The organism is Enterococcus sp. C53 (assembly GCF_040887425.1).
GTDB lineage: Bacteria > Bacillota > Bacilli > Lactobacillales > Enterococcaceae > Enterococcus_B > Enterococcus_B hirae.
This window is the reverse complement of the sequence record NZ_JBFOFT010000001.1, coordinates 207,347-224,347: the sequence shown is the minus strand read 5'-3', so window position 1 is coordinate 224,347 and position 17,001 is coordinate 207,347. Positions and strand designations below refer to the sequence as shown.

Annotated in this window: 16 protein-coding genes; 2 read left to right on the top strand and 14 right to left on the bottom strand. The window is 37.2% G+C overall.

Annotation, left to right across the window (positions count from 1 at the left end; all coding sequences use genetic code 11):
• Positions 1-14: 14 nt before the first annotated feature.
• The 5 genes from AB3I42_RS01070 to AB3I42_RS01050 form a co-directional block, all read right to left on the bottom strand.
• Positions 15-1,313, bottom strand: coding sequence for an MBL fold metallo-hydrolase (locus AB3I42_RS01070; RefSeq protein ID WP_010738339.1), 1,299 nt, complete (start codon positions 1,311-1,313; stop codon positions 15-17).
• Positions 1,297-2,115: a carbohydrate ABC transporter permease gene (locus AB3I42_RS01065; protein ID WP_010738340.1), complete on the bottom strand. Its 819-nt coding sequence runs from the start codon at positions 2,113-2,115 to the stop codon at positions 1,297-1,299. The genes AB3I42_RS01070 and AB3I42_RS01065 overlap by 17 nt, the downstream gene beginning before the upstream one ends.
• Positions 2,112-2,999: a carbohydrate ABC transporter permease gene (locus tag AB3I42_RS01060; RefSeq protein WP_181914613.1), complete on the bottom strand. Its 888-nt coding sequence runs from the start codon at positions 2,997-2,999 to the stop codon at positions 2,112-2,114. Before AB3I42_RS01060 ends, AB3I42_RS01065 begins: the two co-directional genes overlap by 4 nt.
• Complete coding sequence (locus AB3I42_RS01055; RefSeq protein ID WP_010738341.1) at positions 2,999-4,075, bottom strand: ABC transporter ATP-binding protein; 1,077 nt, start codon at positions 4,073-4,075, stop codon at positions 2,999-3,001. Before AB3I42_RS01055 ends, AB3I42_RS01060 begins: the two co-directional genes overlap by 1 nt.
• 365 nt (positions 4,076-4,440) lie before the next feature.
• Positions 4,441-5,838, bottom strand: coding sequence for a glycoside hydrolase family 1 protein (locus AB3I42_RS01050; RefSeq protein ID WP_010738342.1), 1,398 nt, complete (start codon positions 5,836-5,838; stop codon positions 4,441-4,443).
• Positions 5,839-6,234: 396 nt separating this feature from the next.
• Between AB3I42_RS01050 and AB3I42_RS01045 the strand changes: the two genes are divergently transcribed.
• Positions 6,235-6,660 carry a hypothetical protein gene (locus AB3I42_RS01045; protein ID WP_010719923.1) on the top strand — a complete coding sequence of 142 codons (426 nt, stop codon included), beginning with the start codon at positions 6,235-6,237 and terminating at the stop codon, positions 6,658-6,660.
• A gap of 250 nt (positions 6,661-6,910) precedes the next feature.
• A complete protein-coding gene (locus AB3I42_RS01040; RefSeq protein WP_010719924.1) occupies positions 6,911-7,093 on the top strand; it encodes a hypothetical protein in 183 nt (60 codons plus the stop codon).
• Between the two features lie 309 nt (positions 7,094-7,402).
• Here AB3I42_RS01040 and AB3I42_RS01035 read toward each other — a convergent pair whose 3' ends face one another.
• The 9 genes from AB3I42_RS01035 to AB3I42_RS00995 form a co-directional block, all read right to left on the bottom strand.
• Positions 7,403-8,107 (bottom strand): deoxynucleoside kinase, encoded by a 705-nt coding sequence (locus AB3I42_RS01035; protein ID WP_181914615.1) that lies wholly within the window; start codon positions 8,105-8,107, stop codon positions 7,403-7,405.
• Between the two features lie 22 nt (positions 8,108-8,129).
• Entirely contained in the window at positions 8,130-8,570 is a 441-nt protein-coding gene (locus tag AB3I42_RS01030) for a nucleoside 2-deoxyribosyltransferase (protein WP_306690233.1), read from the bottom strand.
• A complete protein-coding gene (locus AB3I42_RS01025) occupies positions 8,570-9,145 on the bottom strand; it encodes a TIGR00730 family Rossman fold protein (protein WP_010719927.1) in 576 nt (191 codons plus the stop codon). Before AB3I42_RS01025 ends, AB3I42_RS01030 begins: the two co-directional genes overlap by 1 nt.
• A 1,319-nt stretch (positions 9,146-10,464) precedes the next feature.
• Entirely contained in the window at positions 10,465-11,469 is a 1,005-nt protein-coding gene (locus tag AB3I42_RS01020) for a sugar kinase (RefSeq protein ID WP_010738343.1), read from the bottom strand.
• Positions 11,470-11,488: 19 nt separating this feature from the next.
• Positions 11,489-12,229 (bottom strand): KDGP aldolase family protein, encoded by a 741-nt coding sequence (locus AB3I42_RS01015; protein WP_181914617.1) that lies wholly within the window; start codon positions 12,227-12,229, stop codon positions 11,489-11,491.
• Between the two features lie 20 nt (positions 12,230-12,249).
• Positions 12,250-13,356: a DgaE family pyridoxal phosphate-dependent ammonia lyase gene (locus AB3I42_RS01010; protein WP_010738345.1), complete on the bottom strand. Its 1,107-nt coding sequence runs from the start codon at positions 13,354-13,356 to the stop codon at positions 12,250-12,252.
• Positions 13,340-14,452 (bottom strand): amidohydrolase/deacetylase family metallohydrolase, encoded by a 1,113-nt coding sequence (locus AB3I42_RS01005; protein WP_368022199.1) that lies wholly within the window; start codon positions 14,450-14,452, stop codon positions 13,340-13,342. Before AB3I42_RS01005 ends, AB3I42_RS01010 begins: the two co-directional genes overlap by 17 nt.
• Before the next feature lie 8 nt (positions 14,453-14,460).
• Positions 14,461-15,549 (bottom strand): DUF871 domain-containing protein, encoded by a 1,089-nt coding sequence (locus AB3I42_RS01000; RefSeq protein ID WP_010719932.1) that lies wholly within the window; start codon positions 15,547-15,549, stop codon positions 14,461-14,463.
• Positions 15,550-15,571: 22 nt separating this feature from the next.
• Entirely contained in the window at positions 15,572-16,906 is a 1,335-nt protein-coding gene (locus tag AB3I42_RS00995) for a PTS sugar transporter subunit IIC (protein WP_306690232.1), read from the bottom strand.
• Positions 16,907-17,001 lie beyond the last annotated feature (95 nt).

Below are 17,001 nucleotides of genomic sequence, written 5' to 3'. Positions count from 1 at the left end.
CTCTCCCTTTTCTCTTATAAAATAATTTGTTCGCCACGTTTTGGCAAAATTCTTTCTCCATAAGGATTGACTAATTTCTCGGGTTTTAACGTATGGATCGGCACTAACACTTTTGGTTGTATCTTGTCGATGATTTCAGCTAAATCAGCTGGAAATGCGTGTCCAGACAGCGATAATCGAACAAATTCAACTTGCTTTTCAGCTAAAATCTTTAAAAAGACAGCATATTGTGGATCAAAATCTCCCAATGGTTGGGCATCACTATGAATGTATAAACCTCCTCCTTGCAAGTTTTCTATATTATCAACGACTTGCCAAACAAAAGTTGTTTCATCGTTGCGTAAAACTTCGTAGGGATATTCTAATTCTGACTGAAGAATCGGAATGACTGGACTATCCGTTAAATAGTAATAGGGCACATCCATTCCTAGAACTTCTTTCATTAATGCAGCCATATTCGCTTCTAAAACCATCGTTCGCGGGGATTGTTTCACCAGCATTTCAAAGCGTTTAAGGTTTGCTGGGTACCCATTGAAAGTAATTTGACGATTAGGATATTGATCGACCAGTTCACAAAAGCGCTGAACTAGCTCTTCTTCCGTAGCAATTGGCGTTTGTTCGCTTATTTCTCGGTCAGGAAAACTGATGCTGACGCCTTCCATCATCAATAAGTCAGTCTGAAATGATTTTTGACAAAACGTTTCTGTCATTTGCCGGTCATATCCATGAAGACGCAAGTCACCAGTGTAAGTCAAGAATCGGTCAGGCGTTTTGATTAGTAAAGCAGCTGCACCATACGCATCATGATCGACTGGTAGTATCTCCACACTGATTTCTCCGATCTGGACAGTTTCATAAGGAGATAATCCATTCATTTCACGTACAAACCCTTCTTTTTCAAAAGGAGAAGGAATCAAGAAATCGTTGTTTCGATGAAGGGAATGTAAGATTTGCTTCGTTTCATTTAAAGTGTATAAAGGAATTGCTGGATCAAGATAATTGATCATTTTTGAATGATCCAAATGAGCGTGAGATAAGAAAACGGCTGTATGCTGATACGGCTCTCTTTCTCCTACTTGTATGTGCTGTACTTGATCAAACAGCCTTGGATCATATAATCCATTCAAGTCAGGAATCAATCGATGTTCAAGCAATGTATTTAAAGATTCATCAGCTAAGTCTAATTCTGGACGGTACTCTGTGCCAAAATCAAAAAAGATGTGTGAATCGTGGTAGGCAACTTCAATGATTGTTCCACCGATCGTTAAGATTCCACTATGGAAAGTAATCACTGTTTTATCCTTTGATTCCATTTTTCGCCACTCCTCGTATAATTTCTTTTCTAAAAATCAAATAAATAATCAAAATCGGGATAACTGTTAACGTCGCCGCCGCCATTTGTAAATGAACGTCACTCCCACTTTCAGAGGTAAAAGCGGCTAAACCATTATTTAACAGGCGGAATTTTTTCTCGTTCGTCACAAGCAGTGGCCATAAAAATGAATTCCAACTTGAAATAAACGTCAAGATACCCACCGTGACTAGTGCTGGTTTAGACATCGGCACTAAAATTTTCCAAATATACTCTAGATCACTGGCACCATCGATTTTAGCTGCTTTATAAAAGGTACTGGAAATACTCTTTAAATACCCGTTCAAATAATAAATATAAAAAATACTGGTCAAGAAAGGAATGATCAATGCACTATAGCTGTTTAGTAATCCCATTCGTGAAATCGTATTATAATTCGTAAAAATAATGGACTCATAAGGAACCATTAGTAATGAGATCATGATCCCGATAATCAATTTTTTAAAACGAAATTCCAGACTTGTTAACGCAAAAGCCGCTAAAACAGATGTGATGACTGTAGCGATCGTAGTTACTAACGAAACAAAGACGGTATTGAAGAAATAACGTAAAAATGGTGCTTTTGCAAATACCTCCGTATAATTTCCCCATTGAAATGATGTTGGCAGTAAGGTTGGCGGAATACTCGTTGCCTCACTATATGTCATCAACCCAGCTAAAATCATATAAATAAATGGAAAAATCGTTACGATCCCTAAAATTCCGATAAATAGCAATGAGAGTCCTGTAACAACTTTTTTCATCCTCTTCTCCCTACTTTCTTCAACAATTTATTTTGAATAAATGTGATCAGTAAAATGACGAGGAACAAAATGACCGTCGCCGCCATAGCGATCCCTGGTCGACCAGCGATGTGGAATTTATCGTAAATATAAAAGACCGCTGTCGTAGCACTTTTGGCGATCCCTGGCTGCCCACCAAACAAAGCATAGACTTGAGTATAGACTTTAAACGCTCCGATGATATTGACAGTCAACAAGAAGGTGATCGTTGGGATCAATTGAGGAAACGTGATCCGACTAAAAATCTCCCAAGCATCTGCTCCAAACATTCGAGCGATTTTATAATGCTCTTTGTCAATATTTCTTAAACCAGCCAATAAGATAATGATATTGAATGCGAGACTGGTCCAAACCCCAAAGATGATCAACGTTGTCATACTCATCGAAACATTATCTAACCAATTGATTGATTCAAATCCTAAAAAATTCAGCAAATAATTAATGAGCCCATAGGACCCGTTGAAAAAATAGCGAAAGACGATCCCGATAGCAATCGTACTTGTCACATAAGGCATGAAAAAAATCGTTTCAAAAAAAGTCTTATGTTTCACTTTTTCAAAGATCACCCAAGCGATTCCCAGTGAAAGGAGCAATGAAATAGGAACAACTGTAAAAGCAAACAATGCGGTGTTTCTTAATGCTTTGATAAAGACTGGGTCTGACAACACACGCTGATAATTCTCAATTCCTGCAAATTGTTGATTGATTAAGGAGCCTTTTTGAAAGCTCATCGCTAGTGAACGGAACAACGGATAGATACTGAACAAAACAATAATGACCAATGATGGCAGTAAGAAGAACCAAGCTTTCGGTTGATTTTCTGGATCATATGCTTTTTTGAACATTAGTACACCCGCTCCCCTTCTTCATCGAAAAGAAACATTTTATGGTACTGAAAATCAAAAGAGAGTACCGTATCTTCCTCGATGAGCTTTTCAATACTAACGATCGATTTCAGACGTTTCGCAGCGAGCGAAAAATTCAAAATCTGTTCACGTCCGATCAATTCAACTCCAGAAACTTGTACTTCGAACAATCCGTTAGTCGTTGGAAAAACGTCTTCTGGTCGAATCCCTAAGATATATTTTCCATCCACTAATGGTTTTCTTAATTGAGCGGATTCCAGTTTCGTCAGAGGAATTTGAAAATCCGTATGGCTGATTTTCCCTTCACGAACATTGACCTCGACCGGTAACGTATTGATGATCGGGTTACCGATAAAATTGGCAACAAACAGATTAGCCGGGTCTAAGTATAAATTCTGCGGAATATCATTTTGTTGAATCACACCTTCATTCAGTAAAATGATTTTGTCACTAATCGAAAGTGCTTCTTCTTGATCATGCGTCACAAAAATCGTAGTGATTCCAACTTCTTTTACCAAACGACGGATTTCTTCTCGTATCTTTAATCGCAAGCGTGCATCCAAATTACTTAAGGGCTCGTCTAATAATAAAACTTCTGGTTTCTGGACTAAGGCTCGTGTAATAGCCACACGTTGTTGTTGTCCACCTGATAAAGTCCCTGGTTTTTTATCTTGGAGTTCTTCGATATTCGTTAGTTTCATATATTCCTGTGATATTTTTTTAGCTTCCGCTTTTTTGATTTTATTTTCGCCAACCGTCAATGGAAACATAATATTCTCAACCACAGTCATATGCGGGTATAAAGCATAATTTTGAAATACAAAACCAATATTCCGATCTTTCGGTTCCGTTCGTACCACCGACTCTCCACTAAAACGAATGTCCCCATGACTAGGGCTTAATAACCCCGCAATCAAATTCAAAATCGTTGATTTTCCACAACCACTAGGGCCAAGCAAACAAACCAAATCCCCTTTTTCGATTTGAAAATCAACAGACTTCAGTGCTTCAAACCCATTATCGAATACTTTCTTCAGATTGATAACCTCAATCATTTTTCATAGCCCCTCACGTAATAAAATTTCTTTTTACAGGTGTTAATAATTTCTACCTTATAATCAATGCTAACGCTTCTATGTGTAGATTGATTTAATTCTGTGTAAATATCTTGAAAAGAAAACCATCTGCTCACACTTCCTCCAAAAAAGATAACGTTCGTATTTTAATCATATAGAAACGGTTACAATTGATAAAAACTAAAAAAATCACTTAAAAAGCATACTTACTTTATAAAGATATCAAATAACATTCTTTATTTATATACATTCAAAAGCGTTTTCATTGTATTCTAATTTTTCAAACAAACAAAAATATTCCTCTTGACCGTTTATTAAACGGATCAAGAGGAACGTTGACTTTTTTATATTGTAAATTGGTTGGTATCAGATAGTTTTTTAAACCAGTGACCAGATTTTTTGATTGTCCGTTTACCATCATTCGCTAAATCAACGGAAATAAATCCATAACGATTTTTGTAAGCATTGGTCCACGACCAGTTATCCATACACGTCCACATATGATACCCCAAGCAATTAGCACCTTCTTCGATTGCTTGGTGAACATATTTTAGATGTTCTTGGACAAATTCAATGCGATAATCATCGTGGATCATCCCATCTTCTTCGATAAAACGTGCTTCATTTTCAACACCCATACCGTTTTCAGAAATGAAACAGTCAATATTACCATAATGGTCTCGAACATTGATTAAGATATCATAAATTCCCTTTTCATAAATTTCCCAACCACGATAAGGATTCATTTTACGATTTGGCATTTCATAATTATCAAAATAATCTTCTGGCATTGGTCCATTTTCATGATCAATCGGTGTTTCTTTTGCTTTGACTCTTCTTGGTTGGTAATAATTGATTCCTAATAAGTCAATGGTATTTTCTTTAATGATCGCTAAGTCATCTTCTTGCATCGCTGGTACCATGTCTAATTCTTTCACAATGGCGATCAATTCTGGTGGGAACTCACCTTTAACTGCTGGATCAAGAAACGAACGATTAAAAAAGGCATCAGCTAATTTAGCTGCTTTGACATCTTCTGGGTTGTTTTCATCCCGAGGATAGCTTGGTGTTAGATTCAAAATGATTCCGATTGAGCCATCTAATGCCATGGAATGATACGCTTTGACGGCTAATGCAGAAGCCAGCGCTTCATGATAGCCTACTTGGATCGCCTTTTTCATATCGGACTCTTCCGGGTAATGCCAACGGTAAAGATACCCAGCTTCAACTGGCACGATTGGCTCATTATGGGTAAACCATTTTTTGATTTTCGTCCCAAATAATTCAAAACAAATCTTAGCATACCTTTCATACGCTTCAACCGTTTCCCGATTGAGCCATCCGCCTTTTTCTTGCAAAGGCATCGGCATATCAAAATGATATAAATTCACAAATGGTTCAATGCCATTAGCGATCAATTCATCGAAATACGAATGGTAAAAATCAACAGCTTGTTGGTTCACTTCGCCAGTCCCTTCAGGAATCAGGCGACTCCATTGGATCGAAGTACGAAAACTATTGTGTCCAGTTTGTTTCATTAATTGAACGTCTTCTTTATACTTCGTGTACACTTGTGATGTCTTTTCAGGACCTACTTGATCAAAGAACTTTTCTGGTTCTTGGCTAAACCAATAATCAAAAATATTCTCTCCTTTACCATCGCCAGCAATACGACCTTCTGTTTGTGGGCCACTTGCGGCTGATCCCCACCAAAAATTACTTGGAAATTGATAATTTGTCATCCACTCACACCTTCTATTAAAGAGTTCAGTTTATTTGCTAAATAATACTTGTTCCCTACTCAATATAGCAAACGTTTACACCAGTTACAAGTTAATTTAGCAAACGTTTTATTTAGTTGAAACGACTCGTACACCCCTACTTCATTTGCTGTACTGAGCAAACCAGTCCTTTTGAAGGGGAGTTGACATCTGTAAAGAAATGAGATTGAATAGAAGAGACATAAACACCTTTTTTCAATGGAATAGACAAAAGCTAGTATTCCTAAATCTTATAATAGAAGCTATACTAATTTATTAGTCACAGTAAACGCAACGACAGAAACCCAGCCAACTTGGTTGACTAGAGGATTCACACCGTTTGTAGTTAAAGCTGTATCATACAATGGAGGAAATATTTTGAAGAAATTAGTCATCATGGTTCTTTCGCTTGTCAGCTGTTTTACTTTATCAGGATGCAGCCTATTCGGTGGATCTGGTAATTCAGCAGACCAAACGACAGATTCATCGACTCTACAAGCTGAAAAAGAGGATATCAGTAACAGTAACTATTCATTAAAAGTCCGCAAAGACATGAATTTAGTCAGTGGGCAAATCATTTTTAGCGATCATAAAATGGAATGGACACGTACCTATACAGGAACTGAAAAAGATACCGCAAGTACTTCTCAAGAAAAAACAGTACTCAATGATATCAAGATCAAGACCGAAGCAGACACTTATACCATCTCTGGTAAAGAAGATGGTAAAGAAGTATCCGTTACCTTCAAAAAGATCGGAAACTACCGAATCGAAGATCAGGATGGAAATATTTATAGTTTGTAAAAGACCTAAAAAGACCGACTTGACCTGATCAGTAAAGGAAAAACTTTTAGAACAGCTTTTATTTTTGAAAAAACTTGCAACTGTTCTGGCTGTTTTCTTGTCACTTCGTACAAAAAAACGAGAGCTGACATGGCTCACTCGCTAGGAATTAACTGAAATTAAGAGAAATTGTTAATTTCTCTTAATTTTTTTGTTTCTGCCATTTCTTTCTGGTATATTGGGTAAGCACAATGTGATAAAGGAGAAAAAAATGAGTATATTTGATAGTCATGATTATTGTACTTGTACAACCAGTAAAAATATTCATACCGAATTTAGTGATCAAGGAAGCTTAAGTATTTGCGATCACTGTCATAAAACTGTAAAAGATTCATTTAAGTCATTTGAATCCTATACGAAAGAAAGACATGCGGATGTTTTAACTGTTAAATAAAGTCTCGGCCTTATTTTGTATAAGTATGGCAGGATACCAATAGGTCAAAAGATTTGAAGATGTCAAAAGACACGTTCAAATCTTTTGATCTATTTTTACTATCTTTTTCACTTAGCCAAAAACAGCTTTTTCCTTGATAAATTGATTACTATCGAACTGTGTTCTTTCGAATCATGGCTTTTCAGGAACCGCTCTATCAAAAACAAGCTGGAAAACCTCCAAATCGTTTCGACTATCTTGGAGGTTTTCCAGCTTGTTTCTTAAAATGAACGATGTCATCATCTTTTTAAAATGGAACATTATGACTGTTTACTGACCCAGTCCTTGTCCTTTTGCATGTTGATTCTCAGTAAAATATTTCCCTGCCTCTACATTGCTTAATTCTGCTAATTTTTGTTGGATTTGTTCAATGACCTCTTTTGCATGTTCTGGCTTTTCAACAAAATCGAAGCGGTCACCATCGATTTGAATCTTCGGACAAACATCAAAATCTTCATACCATTGATCATAACGTTGATTTAAAGAGCGATAATAGTCATAAAGTGTCTCATCACTTTCCAGCTGTTCATAATCACGACCCCGTTTTTTGATGCGATCCAACATTGTATCCAAGGACACTTTGATATGAACCATCAAGTCTGGACGTTTCTTAGGAGCAACATCGTCTAACTCGTTAAGCATCGTATCCAATAAATTATCATATTGTTGCACTTCAATATCGGTCACTCGACCTAGATCTGCATTTAAATGAAATAGCAGGCTATCTTCATAGATCGAACGGTCTAACACGTTATCATCATCCACTAAAGCATTTTTCATCGCTAAAAATCGTTTATTCAAAAAGAAAATTTGCAATAAAAAAGCATACTGTTCTGGATTTGAATAAAAAAGTGGTAACACTTCATTATCCTCAACACTTTCATAAAATGGTTTTGAGTCGATTTCTTTCGCAAGCATATCTGTCAAACTGCTTTTTCCTGCACCAATCGTTCCTGAAATTAATATCACTGACATGCAATCCTTCCTCTTTCTATTTCTATAAGTACTCGCCTACGTATTTCGTTACTGGTAATGTTTTAAAATCGTAGTCACGTACTTCGTCAACTGTTTTTAAATAAGTATGCAAACTTTGAGTAATCATCAAATTAGTTGGAACAGTCTCTTCTTGGAAAACAATCATTGGTTTTTTCATCATTGTTGCTGCCCCTAATTCATAAGCTGTCCCTGGATCAATGATTTGATGTTCATAATCTAAAATAGCTACTACGTAATCAGCTGCTGTTAGTTCTGCCATATCTTTTTCATAAACTTCTTGTGCCCAACCTGCACTAAACATTTCATAATTACTTTCTTGATGATGTCTTGGTGAATAAAAACCAGTCACCGTTGGATTTTCTTCCAATGCTTTTTCGATACGAGCAACACGCTCAACTTGCTCATCTGAAAAGAATGGACCTGCTAAATAAATTTGACTCATTAATTTGCCTCCTCTAATAATAGTTGTGTTTCACTTACTTCTGCGCGTAATAAATCGACTAGTTCTAATGGGTTATTTGAAAAAAAGACGTAATCCAGCCATTTGGCATCCATAAATTCTTCTTTGGCAAACGTTTCTAATAACGTCTTTAAACCTTCATAATATCCTCCGATATCTAAAATACCAATCGGTTTCTTCGCTGTTAAATCAATGGCCATCCAAGATAAAAGTTGAGAAAACTCTTCTAAGGTTCCCAATCCTCCAGGAAAGATCAAAACAGCATCTCCTTGTTCAAATAACAATACTTTTCGTTCGTCGATTGTCTCGGTAGGAATAAAAGTTGTTACATTTGTATTCGGTAACTCAGAATCAAAAAGCCCTGTTGGATAGATACCAGTGACTTTCCCATTGTTTTCTAGTAAAGTCTGACTGAAAACTCCCATGATACCCGATTCTGATCCACCATAAACCAGCTCAATCTCTTCTTGAGCCATATATTTTCCTAACGTTTGGGCAATAAATTTATAGCTTTCTTTATTACCAAAACGGGAGCCACAAAAAACTGTTAGTTTCAAAAAAACACATCCCAACTCAAAAGTCTAACTTCATTTTACACTTGTTTTTTTAAAATAAAAGACTAGATTTTGTGATTTTTTAGTGGTATATAAGAAAACAAACACTATATCTAGTGTTTGTTGGCGAAAACTTTTTTAATCTTTTTTATTTTAAAAAAACATTAAATAACATAAATATTTAAATTTGAAACGACTTTCTTAATTAAGAAAGCTTGCTTTCATCGTGTTCTGACAATAACATTCACTCATTTAACGAGAATCTAGCATCATTCTTTTCTCGAAAAAAATTTGATAAAATAATTGTTATGTTTCATTATCTGTAAATGTTTCGCTAAAAATTTTATGTACATGAACTCCCCAATCAAATGTTTTCTTGAATTGTTCTATTTTCTGATATTCATCACATTTTGACAACCAATAAGAAAGACCAACTTTTTATCTAATAGCAAAAAAATAAGCCAATACTTGAAAGATAATCTGCACTCCTTCAATATATCGGTTTTATCTCATGGTACGACGGCTCACTAAATTATTGTTCTGATCTTGAAAAACGATAGAAACAGCCAAATGCTTTTATTCTAAAACATGTGCTTTTTATGTTCCTTGAAAAAGCCAAAACCAACATTGACACACTTTACTCGCCCAAGTAAACTCTCCCCTATTTGTTGCACTTGCTATCTTCATTTTACTCGTTATCCTCAGGTGTATGTTTTTGGATAAAAAAATGGACTGGACACATCGTATCCAATCCATTTATGGCACAGTAAATAAAACACATGTAATTCATCTATTTTTCTCATCAAAAAAGGTAGATTTCTCCTTTAAGATTCGATACAATAAACGAAGTTGATGGTTTCCATTGACTATGGCAAACTTGATTGGTCAATGTGGTTGACTTTTTCAAGACCTCTGTTTCTGGCTGCCACTAGAAATGGAGGTGCCTTTTTTATTCGGCTGTTTCTATCTGTTCCTTATAATACTGATCGCTTACGTGGTAGTCAAGAGAAAACGAAAACCTACAAAAAACTGTACTGTTTTTCTCCCAGATTTTTGTCAAAAATATTTCTCCTTCTTTTAGACCCTAAAAACAACAGAGAAAGTTAGCGATCTAAAACGACCGCTACAGTTGCAACTCTATTCAATCATTTCTGGATTTTTACCTTCTGCTTGATAAACTCTTGGCTGATCTGCTATCTACTAAAAGCTAACTTTTAATATTTCAGACGATGTCAAAAAGTCTCGAAACACTGATTCCCGTTTCAAGACTTTCTTAACGCTCCGATGCATTTTATTTCGTCCATTCATCGCAAGACTATTTCTTAGCGAATCAAATCGACATCTGGCGCATCTAGTAATTGTTGAACCTGTTTTCTAGTTGTGAGCGGAACATCTCCTTGGATTGCGTGAGCCAAACGAGCATTTCCTGTTGCAAACTCGACGGTTCTAGTCAATGACCAGTTTTCCGCATATCCTAATAATATCCCAGCCGCAAAAGCATCCCCTGCACCAATTCGGTCTAAAACAAATAACTCGTAAAAAGGTGTTTCAGCGTCTTCTGTGACGGTGATCAAATATCCTTTTAATTGTTTTCTTCCTTCATGGCTGGTTCGTTTCGTACCAGCAAACCATTCGATGTCATAATAAGCTAAAAAGGATTGGATATAGGCGATAGGATTTTTCGTTGAATCGCTTGTTCGCCATTCTAATAATTCCGTCAAATCACGGATCGAGCCAAATAAAATCGTACAATAAGGTAAAATTTCCTCATAGCGTTGTTTCAAGATGTTTCTTTGATCTTGTTCCTGGTTCAATGTTGGCCGAAAGTTGAAATCAAAACATACTTTTTTTCCCTGAGCATGTGCTTTCTTGGCAAGAGAAATCGCTGTTTCGGCACACTGATCAGACAAACTCAAACTGATCCCGCAAATATGCACAAGATCTACTGTTTCAATAAACGCCTGTAATTCATAGTCATTTTCTTGAGACAATCCAAAAGAACTATGTTTTCGATTTTGGTAAGTAACTTCAGTAGGACGAACACCATACCCCATTTCTGCGAAATAGGTACCGATATGTTGTTCTTGTTGGATTACATACTTCGTTTCAACACCGATACTTTTTAAGTTAGCTAATGCAGCACTGCCTAAGCGATTATCGGGCAGAGCCGTCAATAGATAACTCTCCATATCAAAATGAGCTAGATTACCAACTAGATTCACACCTGTTCCGGTATATGCCAGTCTTAATGTATGGGTTTGTTCTAGCATCAAGTGTTCTGGAGGTGTCAATCGCAACATCACTTCTCCGAATGCCCCAAATTTCATTTTCTCACCTTTTTTCATCTTAGCTGACAACTTTTTTCATGATTTGTAGTAATGTCCGGACATCCTCTGGCTTCGTATTGCCCGTTTCAGGGTCAATAATCGAGCTGTAGACATGAGGAATAATCTTTTTCACCTTGGCATCGACAGCGATTTGAAGGATCTCTTCAAAGTTGGTTAAATCAATTCCTCCTGTTGGTTCTAATGCAAAATCATAAGTGGCACAAGCTTGCGCTACCGCCTCATACTCTTTTTGATGTGCTAACCCTTTCATTGGAAAATACTTGATTGATGTTCCTCTCATATCTTGCAGTAAGCGAATCGCTGTTTCAATCGTGACTACGCCTGCTGTACCTTGAGAACTTAAAGGACCGGTTGCAATATTGACATACCCTTCTTTACCTGTTGGTGAAACTAATCCATTGACCACTGTTTCATTTTGACCTAACACAGCTCGTGAAGCACCCACTCCAGTAAATACTTGGTTCACATGTTGTGGTTGCAAGACTTTTGCCAAACGAGTCACCATTTGACTCTGGTTTGGATCACCTGCTCCCAAGCCAACTGATAGCGCATTATTCGTTGCTGCTTGATACTTTTTCATGTCAGCAATCGCTGCTTCGTCTGTTTTATAGTTTTTTGAAAGCACCCCTAACAAAATATGTCCTTCAGCTGCTTCATAACACTCCACCGCATTTTCAACAGAATTAGCTAAAACATTCAAACAAACTTGATCGTGTAAATAGTTAGGAATTCGTGACATTTTTTTCTCTCCTTTTTCACTCAAGATAATTTTGTTTCATTCATGATTTCTTGCAGGCGAACAATGATTTTTTGCATTTCTTCTTGATTGACCGAACGTATGTCAAATTCAATGATACCATGATTCGCTTGATAATCTCGTGTATAGACTGCTGGATTTTTTTCTTTTAGTGCCTGAATAACTGAATGTGCAGAACGATCACTGATTTTAACACTCGCTCGATAAATCTCTCGACCAGCTGGATCTTGAACAATAGTTGCTGACAAATGATCAATGTGATTCAACTCTTCAACAAATGGTTGTAAACGGTGCTTCATTGACTCACCAGATTCACTGCCATGTTCAAGATAATCGGTGACCGCTTGAGTAAACCCTAAAATATTCTCTTTACCGATTTTCATCGAACGACCGATCCCTTTTGATTGTAATCGCACCCATGGTATATAAGGATTCTTTCCAATCACCATTCCTGCACTTGGACCTTCGATCGCCTTTGCACCCGAATAGATCACTAGGTCCGCTCCTAGTTTAGTGTATTTGAATAAATCCTCTTCTGCTGCTGCATCAACAATCAACGGGATTTCATGTTTTTGGGCAACTGCTACTGCTTCTTCTACTGACAACATACTTTTTTGAACCGTATGGTGACTTTTGACATAAAGAATCGCTGCGGTATTTTCAGTGATACAGCTTTCAAGATGTTCAGTGCTACACATATTGGCATAACCTGCCTCGATTACTTGCCCCCCACCTTGTTGAATCATTAATTCAACGGATGTGCCGTAATCAACATTGTGTCCTTTGGGTAAAATAATTTCCTTTTTCTTGATAGTTGTTGAATAAGGATGATAAACATGAGTTAGACTTCCTTTGCCAATAACCGCTGCCACTGCTTGAACAATACCTGCAGAAGCACAAGAAACGATCTGAACATCCTCAACTGCTAAGAGATTCGCCAGGTAAGCACCCGTTTTTTCACTCAGGTCTGACATTTCAAAAAAATGTTCGCCGCCAAAGCGTTGCGCTGCCAAAACAGATTCCGATACTTTGGAAACACCTAAAATCGTCATCCGGCCTGAAGCATTGATCACTTCTTTTAAATTGAATTTATCATAACTTACACTCATAACTCTTTCCCCAAATAACTACGCTAACTGGTTTGATTTGTTGATCGATCACTTGCTGTTGCCCATTCGAGTCAGTAATCGTCTTTTCTTGGTCAACAAATTCAAATATTGTAAAATCCGCATCAAAACCTACTTCTATCTGACCTTTCGTTCCTAAATGGAAATTTTCAGCCGGCACACAAGTTACCTTTTCTAAAATTTCTGACCAGGAATAGCCGATAAAATGCAATTTTTCCATCGTTGTCGCTAAATCGTAAACGGGGCCGTTCTTTCGATTACGAATATAGATATCCGTGCTAATAGAGTCCGCTTTGATTCCTTGGTCATAGGCTGCTTTTGCCACCTCAAAATTAAAACTGTCAGTGCCATGACCAATATCGAAAATCACCCCTTTGGCTAAGGCATCTTTGACAAACGGTTTAATCTGATGAGTTTCTTTCTCCATAATCCCGTTATCTTTCCCATTAAAACAATGGGTCAAGATATCGCCTTTTTCCAGAAGCTGCAAAATTTCTTCTAAATGTGGTGGGGCAGAGCCAATATGCACCATCAAAGGAATTTGATGATTCTCTTTTTGAATTTTTTTCGCCCATTCCAGCGGTGTCAATCCATTATTCCCAACCACGGTTTTGCTCATTCTAGCTTTGATTCCCACGATAAATTCTGGAAATTCAGTCAATTTTTCTTTGACCAAATTCGCTTGTATCTTGGATAAATCAGCTAATTCATCTTGTTCTACGATGCCCCACTTTGAAATATTCAACAAGGCATACACATTGGTTTTGGCTTTTTTTGCTCGTTCATAAAATTGATGGATATTTTCGGCACCTGTTGTTCCTGCATCGATAACCGTTGTTATCCCTTTACTCACACCAATCTGGTCTGGGTAATCATAATATAAAGTCATTTCCTCAAAACAATGGACATGGTCATCGATCCAGCCAGCAGAAAGATAGTGCCCTGCCTGCAACGTTTGTTCTGTTTTTCCTTTTTCTGGGATACTTATTGCGATTTTCTGGATTTTTCCATCATTGATCCCAATATCCATTGTTTCGCCAGTTAGTGTACGAGCATTTCTGATCACTAAATCGAACATCACAACGCCTACTTTTCTATAAATTTGAACTTCGACCATGGGTGGATAAAATCTAGTAAGAGATGTTCTTCTGGTACAATTGCACCAACTTTATTTTTCCTTGCATCCCGATGGGGTTCTAAAACAATTTGAAGTTCATTTTTGTATTTGCCAAATGTATCATTTCCAATGACTACATCACCAATTTGAAATTCATTTTCATTGTCATGGGCTTCATTTTTTGCATCTTTATATTTTTTTCGAACTTCAGTGGAACGAATAACCTGTTCAGTGATATCCCCTCGACGAACATGTTGTTCTCCTAATACAATTTGTCGTTCTACTTCATGAGCAGCTGTCTGCCACTCGATCGTAAATACTGTTTGATAGCGATCCATTTCCCCTAACATACGCAGCTCTTCTTCAGATGCGTAGGCATTTCCAATAATGACATCATCGATCAACCCAGTAGCAAACAAATGTTTTGCTGCTACATGGACCGGTAAATGACGGTGCATCTCTAACGTAGTCAACCCATCATTGATATCCCACGGTCCGATTGTTCCCACCTGAGAAGAAACAAAAGCAGCCGTTCGTAACCCTTGTTTTTTAAATCGTTGGCTGCAAGACTCAAAAAATCGGTAAGGTAAGCCTGTTCCTTCTTGAGGATAAAAATTATGACACCCATAGAGAAAGGGTTTATTTGCTTGATGAGACAAAATATTATCCAAATAAGCAACATCATTACTCATATTCAACTCAATCGCTAAATGATAAGGGTTATATGACAGCAAAGCTTCTTTTCCGCCGTCAAATCCTAAATCAAGACGGATTCCATCTGCACCAGTTTCGTGGAAAAAACTTAAGTCGTCATACGAAATGTCCAACTGTTCAAAAATGTTGGGAGCAACATCTAAAATCGTTTCAAATCCCAATTCTTTCGCAAAATGAATCAATTTTTGAAACTTTTGTTTTACGATCAGAGGATCTTCCGTTACTTCTAACATACTCATAAAAATACGGGTAAACCCATAACGTTGTGCTAATTGCAAATATTCTTGATCTTTGATTGGATCACTATGATCTGGGTAAAGTGAAATCCCTAGTGCACGTTTCATAGCCACTAACCTCCATTTTTTATTATGCTTGTTCCTCGGTAACGCCCGTCACCATTGGTGCTTCTTCTTGCGCTTGTTCTTCTGCTTCACGAGCCAGTTGTTGTTTTTCGAATACTTTGAAGAACGGATAATAAATAGCCAATGTGATCAGGAAGTTAGCAATAACTAACACGCCAGCTGCTACGCTCCAGTTTGTACTCATCCAAGCGGCGATTGGCGAAGGAATAGCAAATGGTAACCGAGCCGTCATCATTGGGATGACACCACTAACCGTTAAGACATATGACAAAGTAGTCGTTACTAACGGTGCAAGAATGAACGGAATCCCTAATACCGGATTCATTACAATCGGTGCCCCGAAGATCATTGGTTCATTGATGTTGAATAGTCCTGGTAAAATCGATAATCGACCTAAACTCTTTAAATATTTTGATTTGGAGAACATGAATAAAACCACTAAAGCCAAGGTTGTTCCTGCGCCACCAATCCACACGTACCACTGTAAAAACTGTTCTGTAAAAATATTCGGCATATTATGAGCATTCGCACCAGCGTTGAAAGCATCAATGTTTTCAGCAATCGAAATATCCCAAAATGGGCGAATCACTGGGCCCATAATGGCTGGGCCATGAATCCCAAGAACCCAGAAAAAACAAATCAATAAGACTGTTAATAAACCACCAAACAAACTATTTCCTGCAAGTATGCCTTTTAGCGGCATCAATAACTCACTTAAGAACCCATTCAGATCAAAACCAAGCATATGTCGGATCACCCAGAAGAAAATCAAAATCACCGCTCCAGGAATCAACGCAACAAAAGAGTTTGTCACTTCTGGTGGTACCCCATCAGGCATCTTGATTGTAATTTTCTTTTCAATGAAGAAACGATAAATCTCGACAGAAATAATTGCTGTAACAATGGCACCAAATAATGAACCTGATCCTAGATTCGCAATATTGATATAACGTCCTGCTGTGATTCCTTCCAAGTCTTCTAATACCTGTGTCGGTGGTGCTGCCACGATCAGAAAAGACATCAATGCTAATATACCAGCCGTCAAGGAATCAACTTTATAACTTTTTGCTAATGATGAAGCAATCCCAAATGTTGCGTATAATGCCAAAATCCCTATCGTATAACGAAAAGGAATATCCAAAATTTGCCGATAGGGTTCAATCACTGCTGCCACAGATTCAATCGGAATATTCAGTAAAATCGTAAAAAATGAACCGACGATCGTTAGTGGCATCGTTGCAATAATTCCTTTTCTAATTGCCGTCATGTGCCTCTGTGTTCCAATTCGGTTAGCTACTGGCATAATCTTTTGTTCAATCAATCCTACAAACTTATCCATTACCGCTCTCTTCTTTTATAACATTATAATGTTTATCAAAGTGATCGTACCATATTATGCTAACTTTGTAAACGATTTCTATAAATAGTAAAAAT

Coding starts and splice junctions, on each gene's coding strand:
- AB3I42_RS01070 (WP_010738339.1), bottom strand. CDS start 1,313: ATGGAATCAAAGGATAAAACAGTGATTACTTTCCATAGTGGAATCTTA.
- AB3I42_RS01065 (WP_010738340.1), bottom strand. CDS start 2,115: ATGAAAAAAGTTGTTACAGGACTCTCATTGCTATTTATCGGAATTTTA.
- AB3I42_RS01060 (WP_181914613.1), bottom strand. CDS start 2,999: ATGTTCAAAAAAGCATATGATCCAGAAAATCAACCGAAAGCTTGGTTC.
- AB3I42_RS01055 (WP_010738341.1), bottom strand. CDS start 4,075: ATGATTGAGGTTATCAATCTGAAGAAAGTATTCGATAATGGGTTTGAA.
- AB3I42_RS01050 (WP_010738342.1), bottom strand. CDS start 5,838: ATGACAAATTATCAATTTCCAAGTAATTTTTGGTGGGGATCAGCCGCA.
- AB3I42_RS01040 (WP_010719924.1), top strand. CDS start 6,911: ATGAGTATATTTGATAGTCATGATTATTGTACTTGTACAACCAGTAAA.
- AB3I42_RS01035 (WP_181914615.1), bottom strand. CDS start 8,107: ATGTCAGTGATATTAATTTCAGGAACGATTGGTGCAGGAAAAAGCAGT.
- AB3I42_RS01030 (WP_306690233.1), bottom strand. CDS start 8,570: ATGAGTCAAATTTATTTAGCAGGTCCATTCTTTTCAGATGAGCAAGTT.
- AB3I42_RS01020 (WP_010738343.1), bottom strand. CDS start 11,469: ATGAAATTTGGGGCATTCGGAGAAGTGATGTTGCGATTGACACCTCCA.
- AB3I42_RS01015 (WP_181914617.1), bottom strand. CDS start 12,229: ATGTCACGAATTCCTAACTATTTACACGATCAAGTTTGTTTGAATGTT.
- AB3I42_RS01010 (WP_010738345.1), bottom strand. CDS start 13,356: ATGAGTGTAAGTTATGATAAATTCAATTTAAAAGAAGTGATCAATGCT.
- AB3I42_RS01005 (WP_368022199.1), bottom strand. CDS start 14,452: ATGTTCGATTTAGTGATCAGAAATGCTCGTACACTAACTGGCGAAACA.
- AB3I42_RS01000 (WP_010719932.1), bottom strand. CDS start 15,549: ATGAAACGTGCACTAGGGATTTCACTTTACCCAGATCATAGTGATCCA.
- AB3I42_RS00995 (WP_306690232.1), bottom strand. CDS start 16,906: ATGGATAAGTTTGTAGGATTGATTGAACAAAAGATTATGCCAGTAGCT.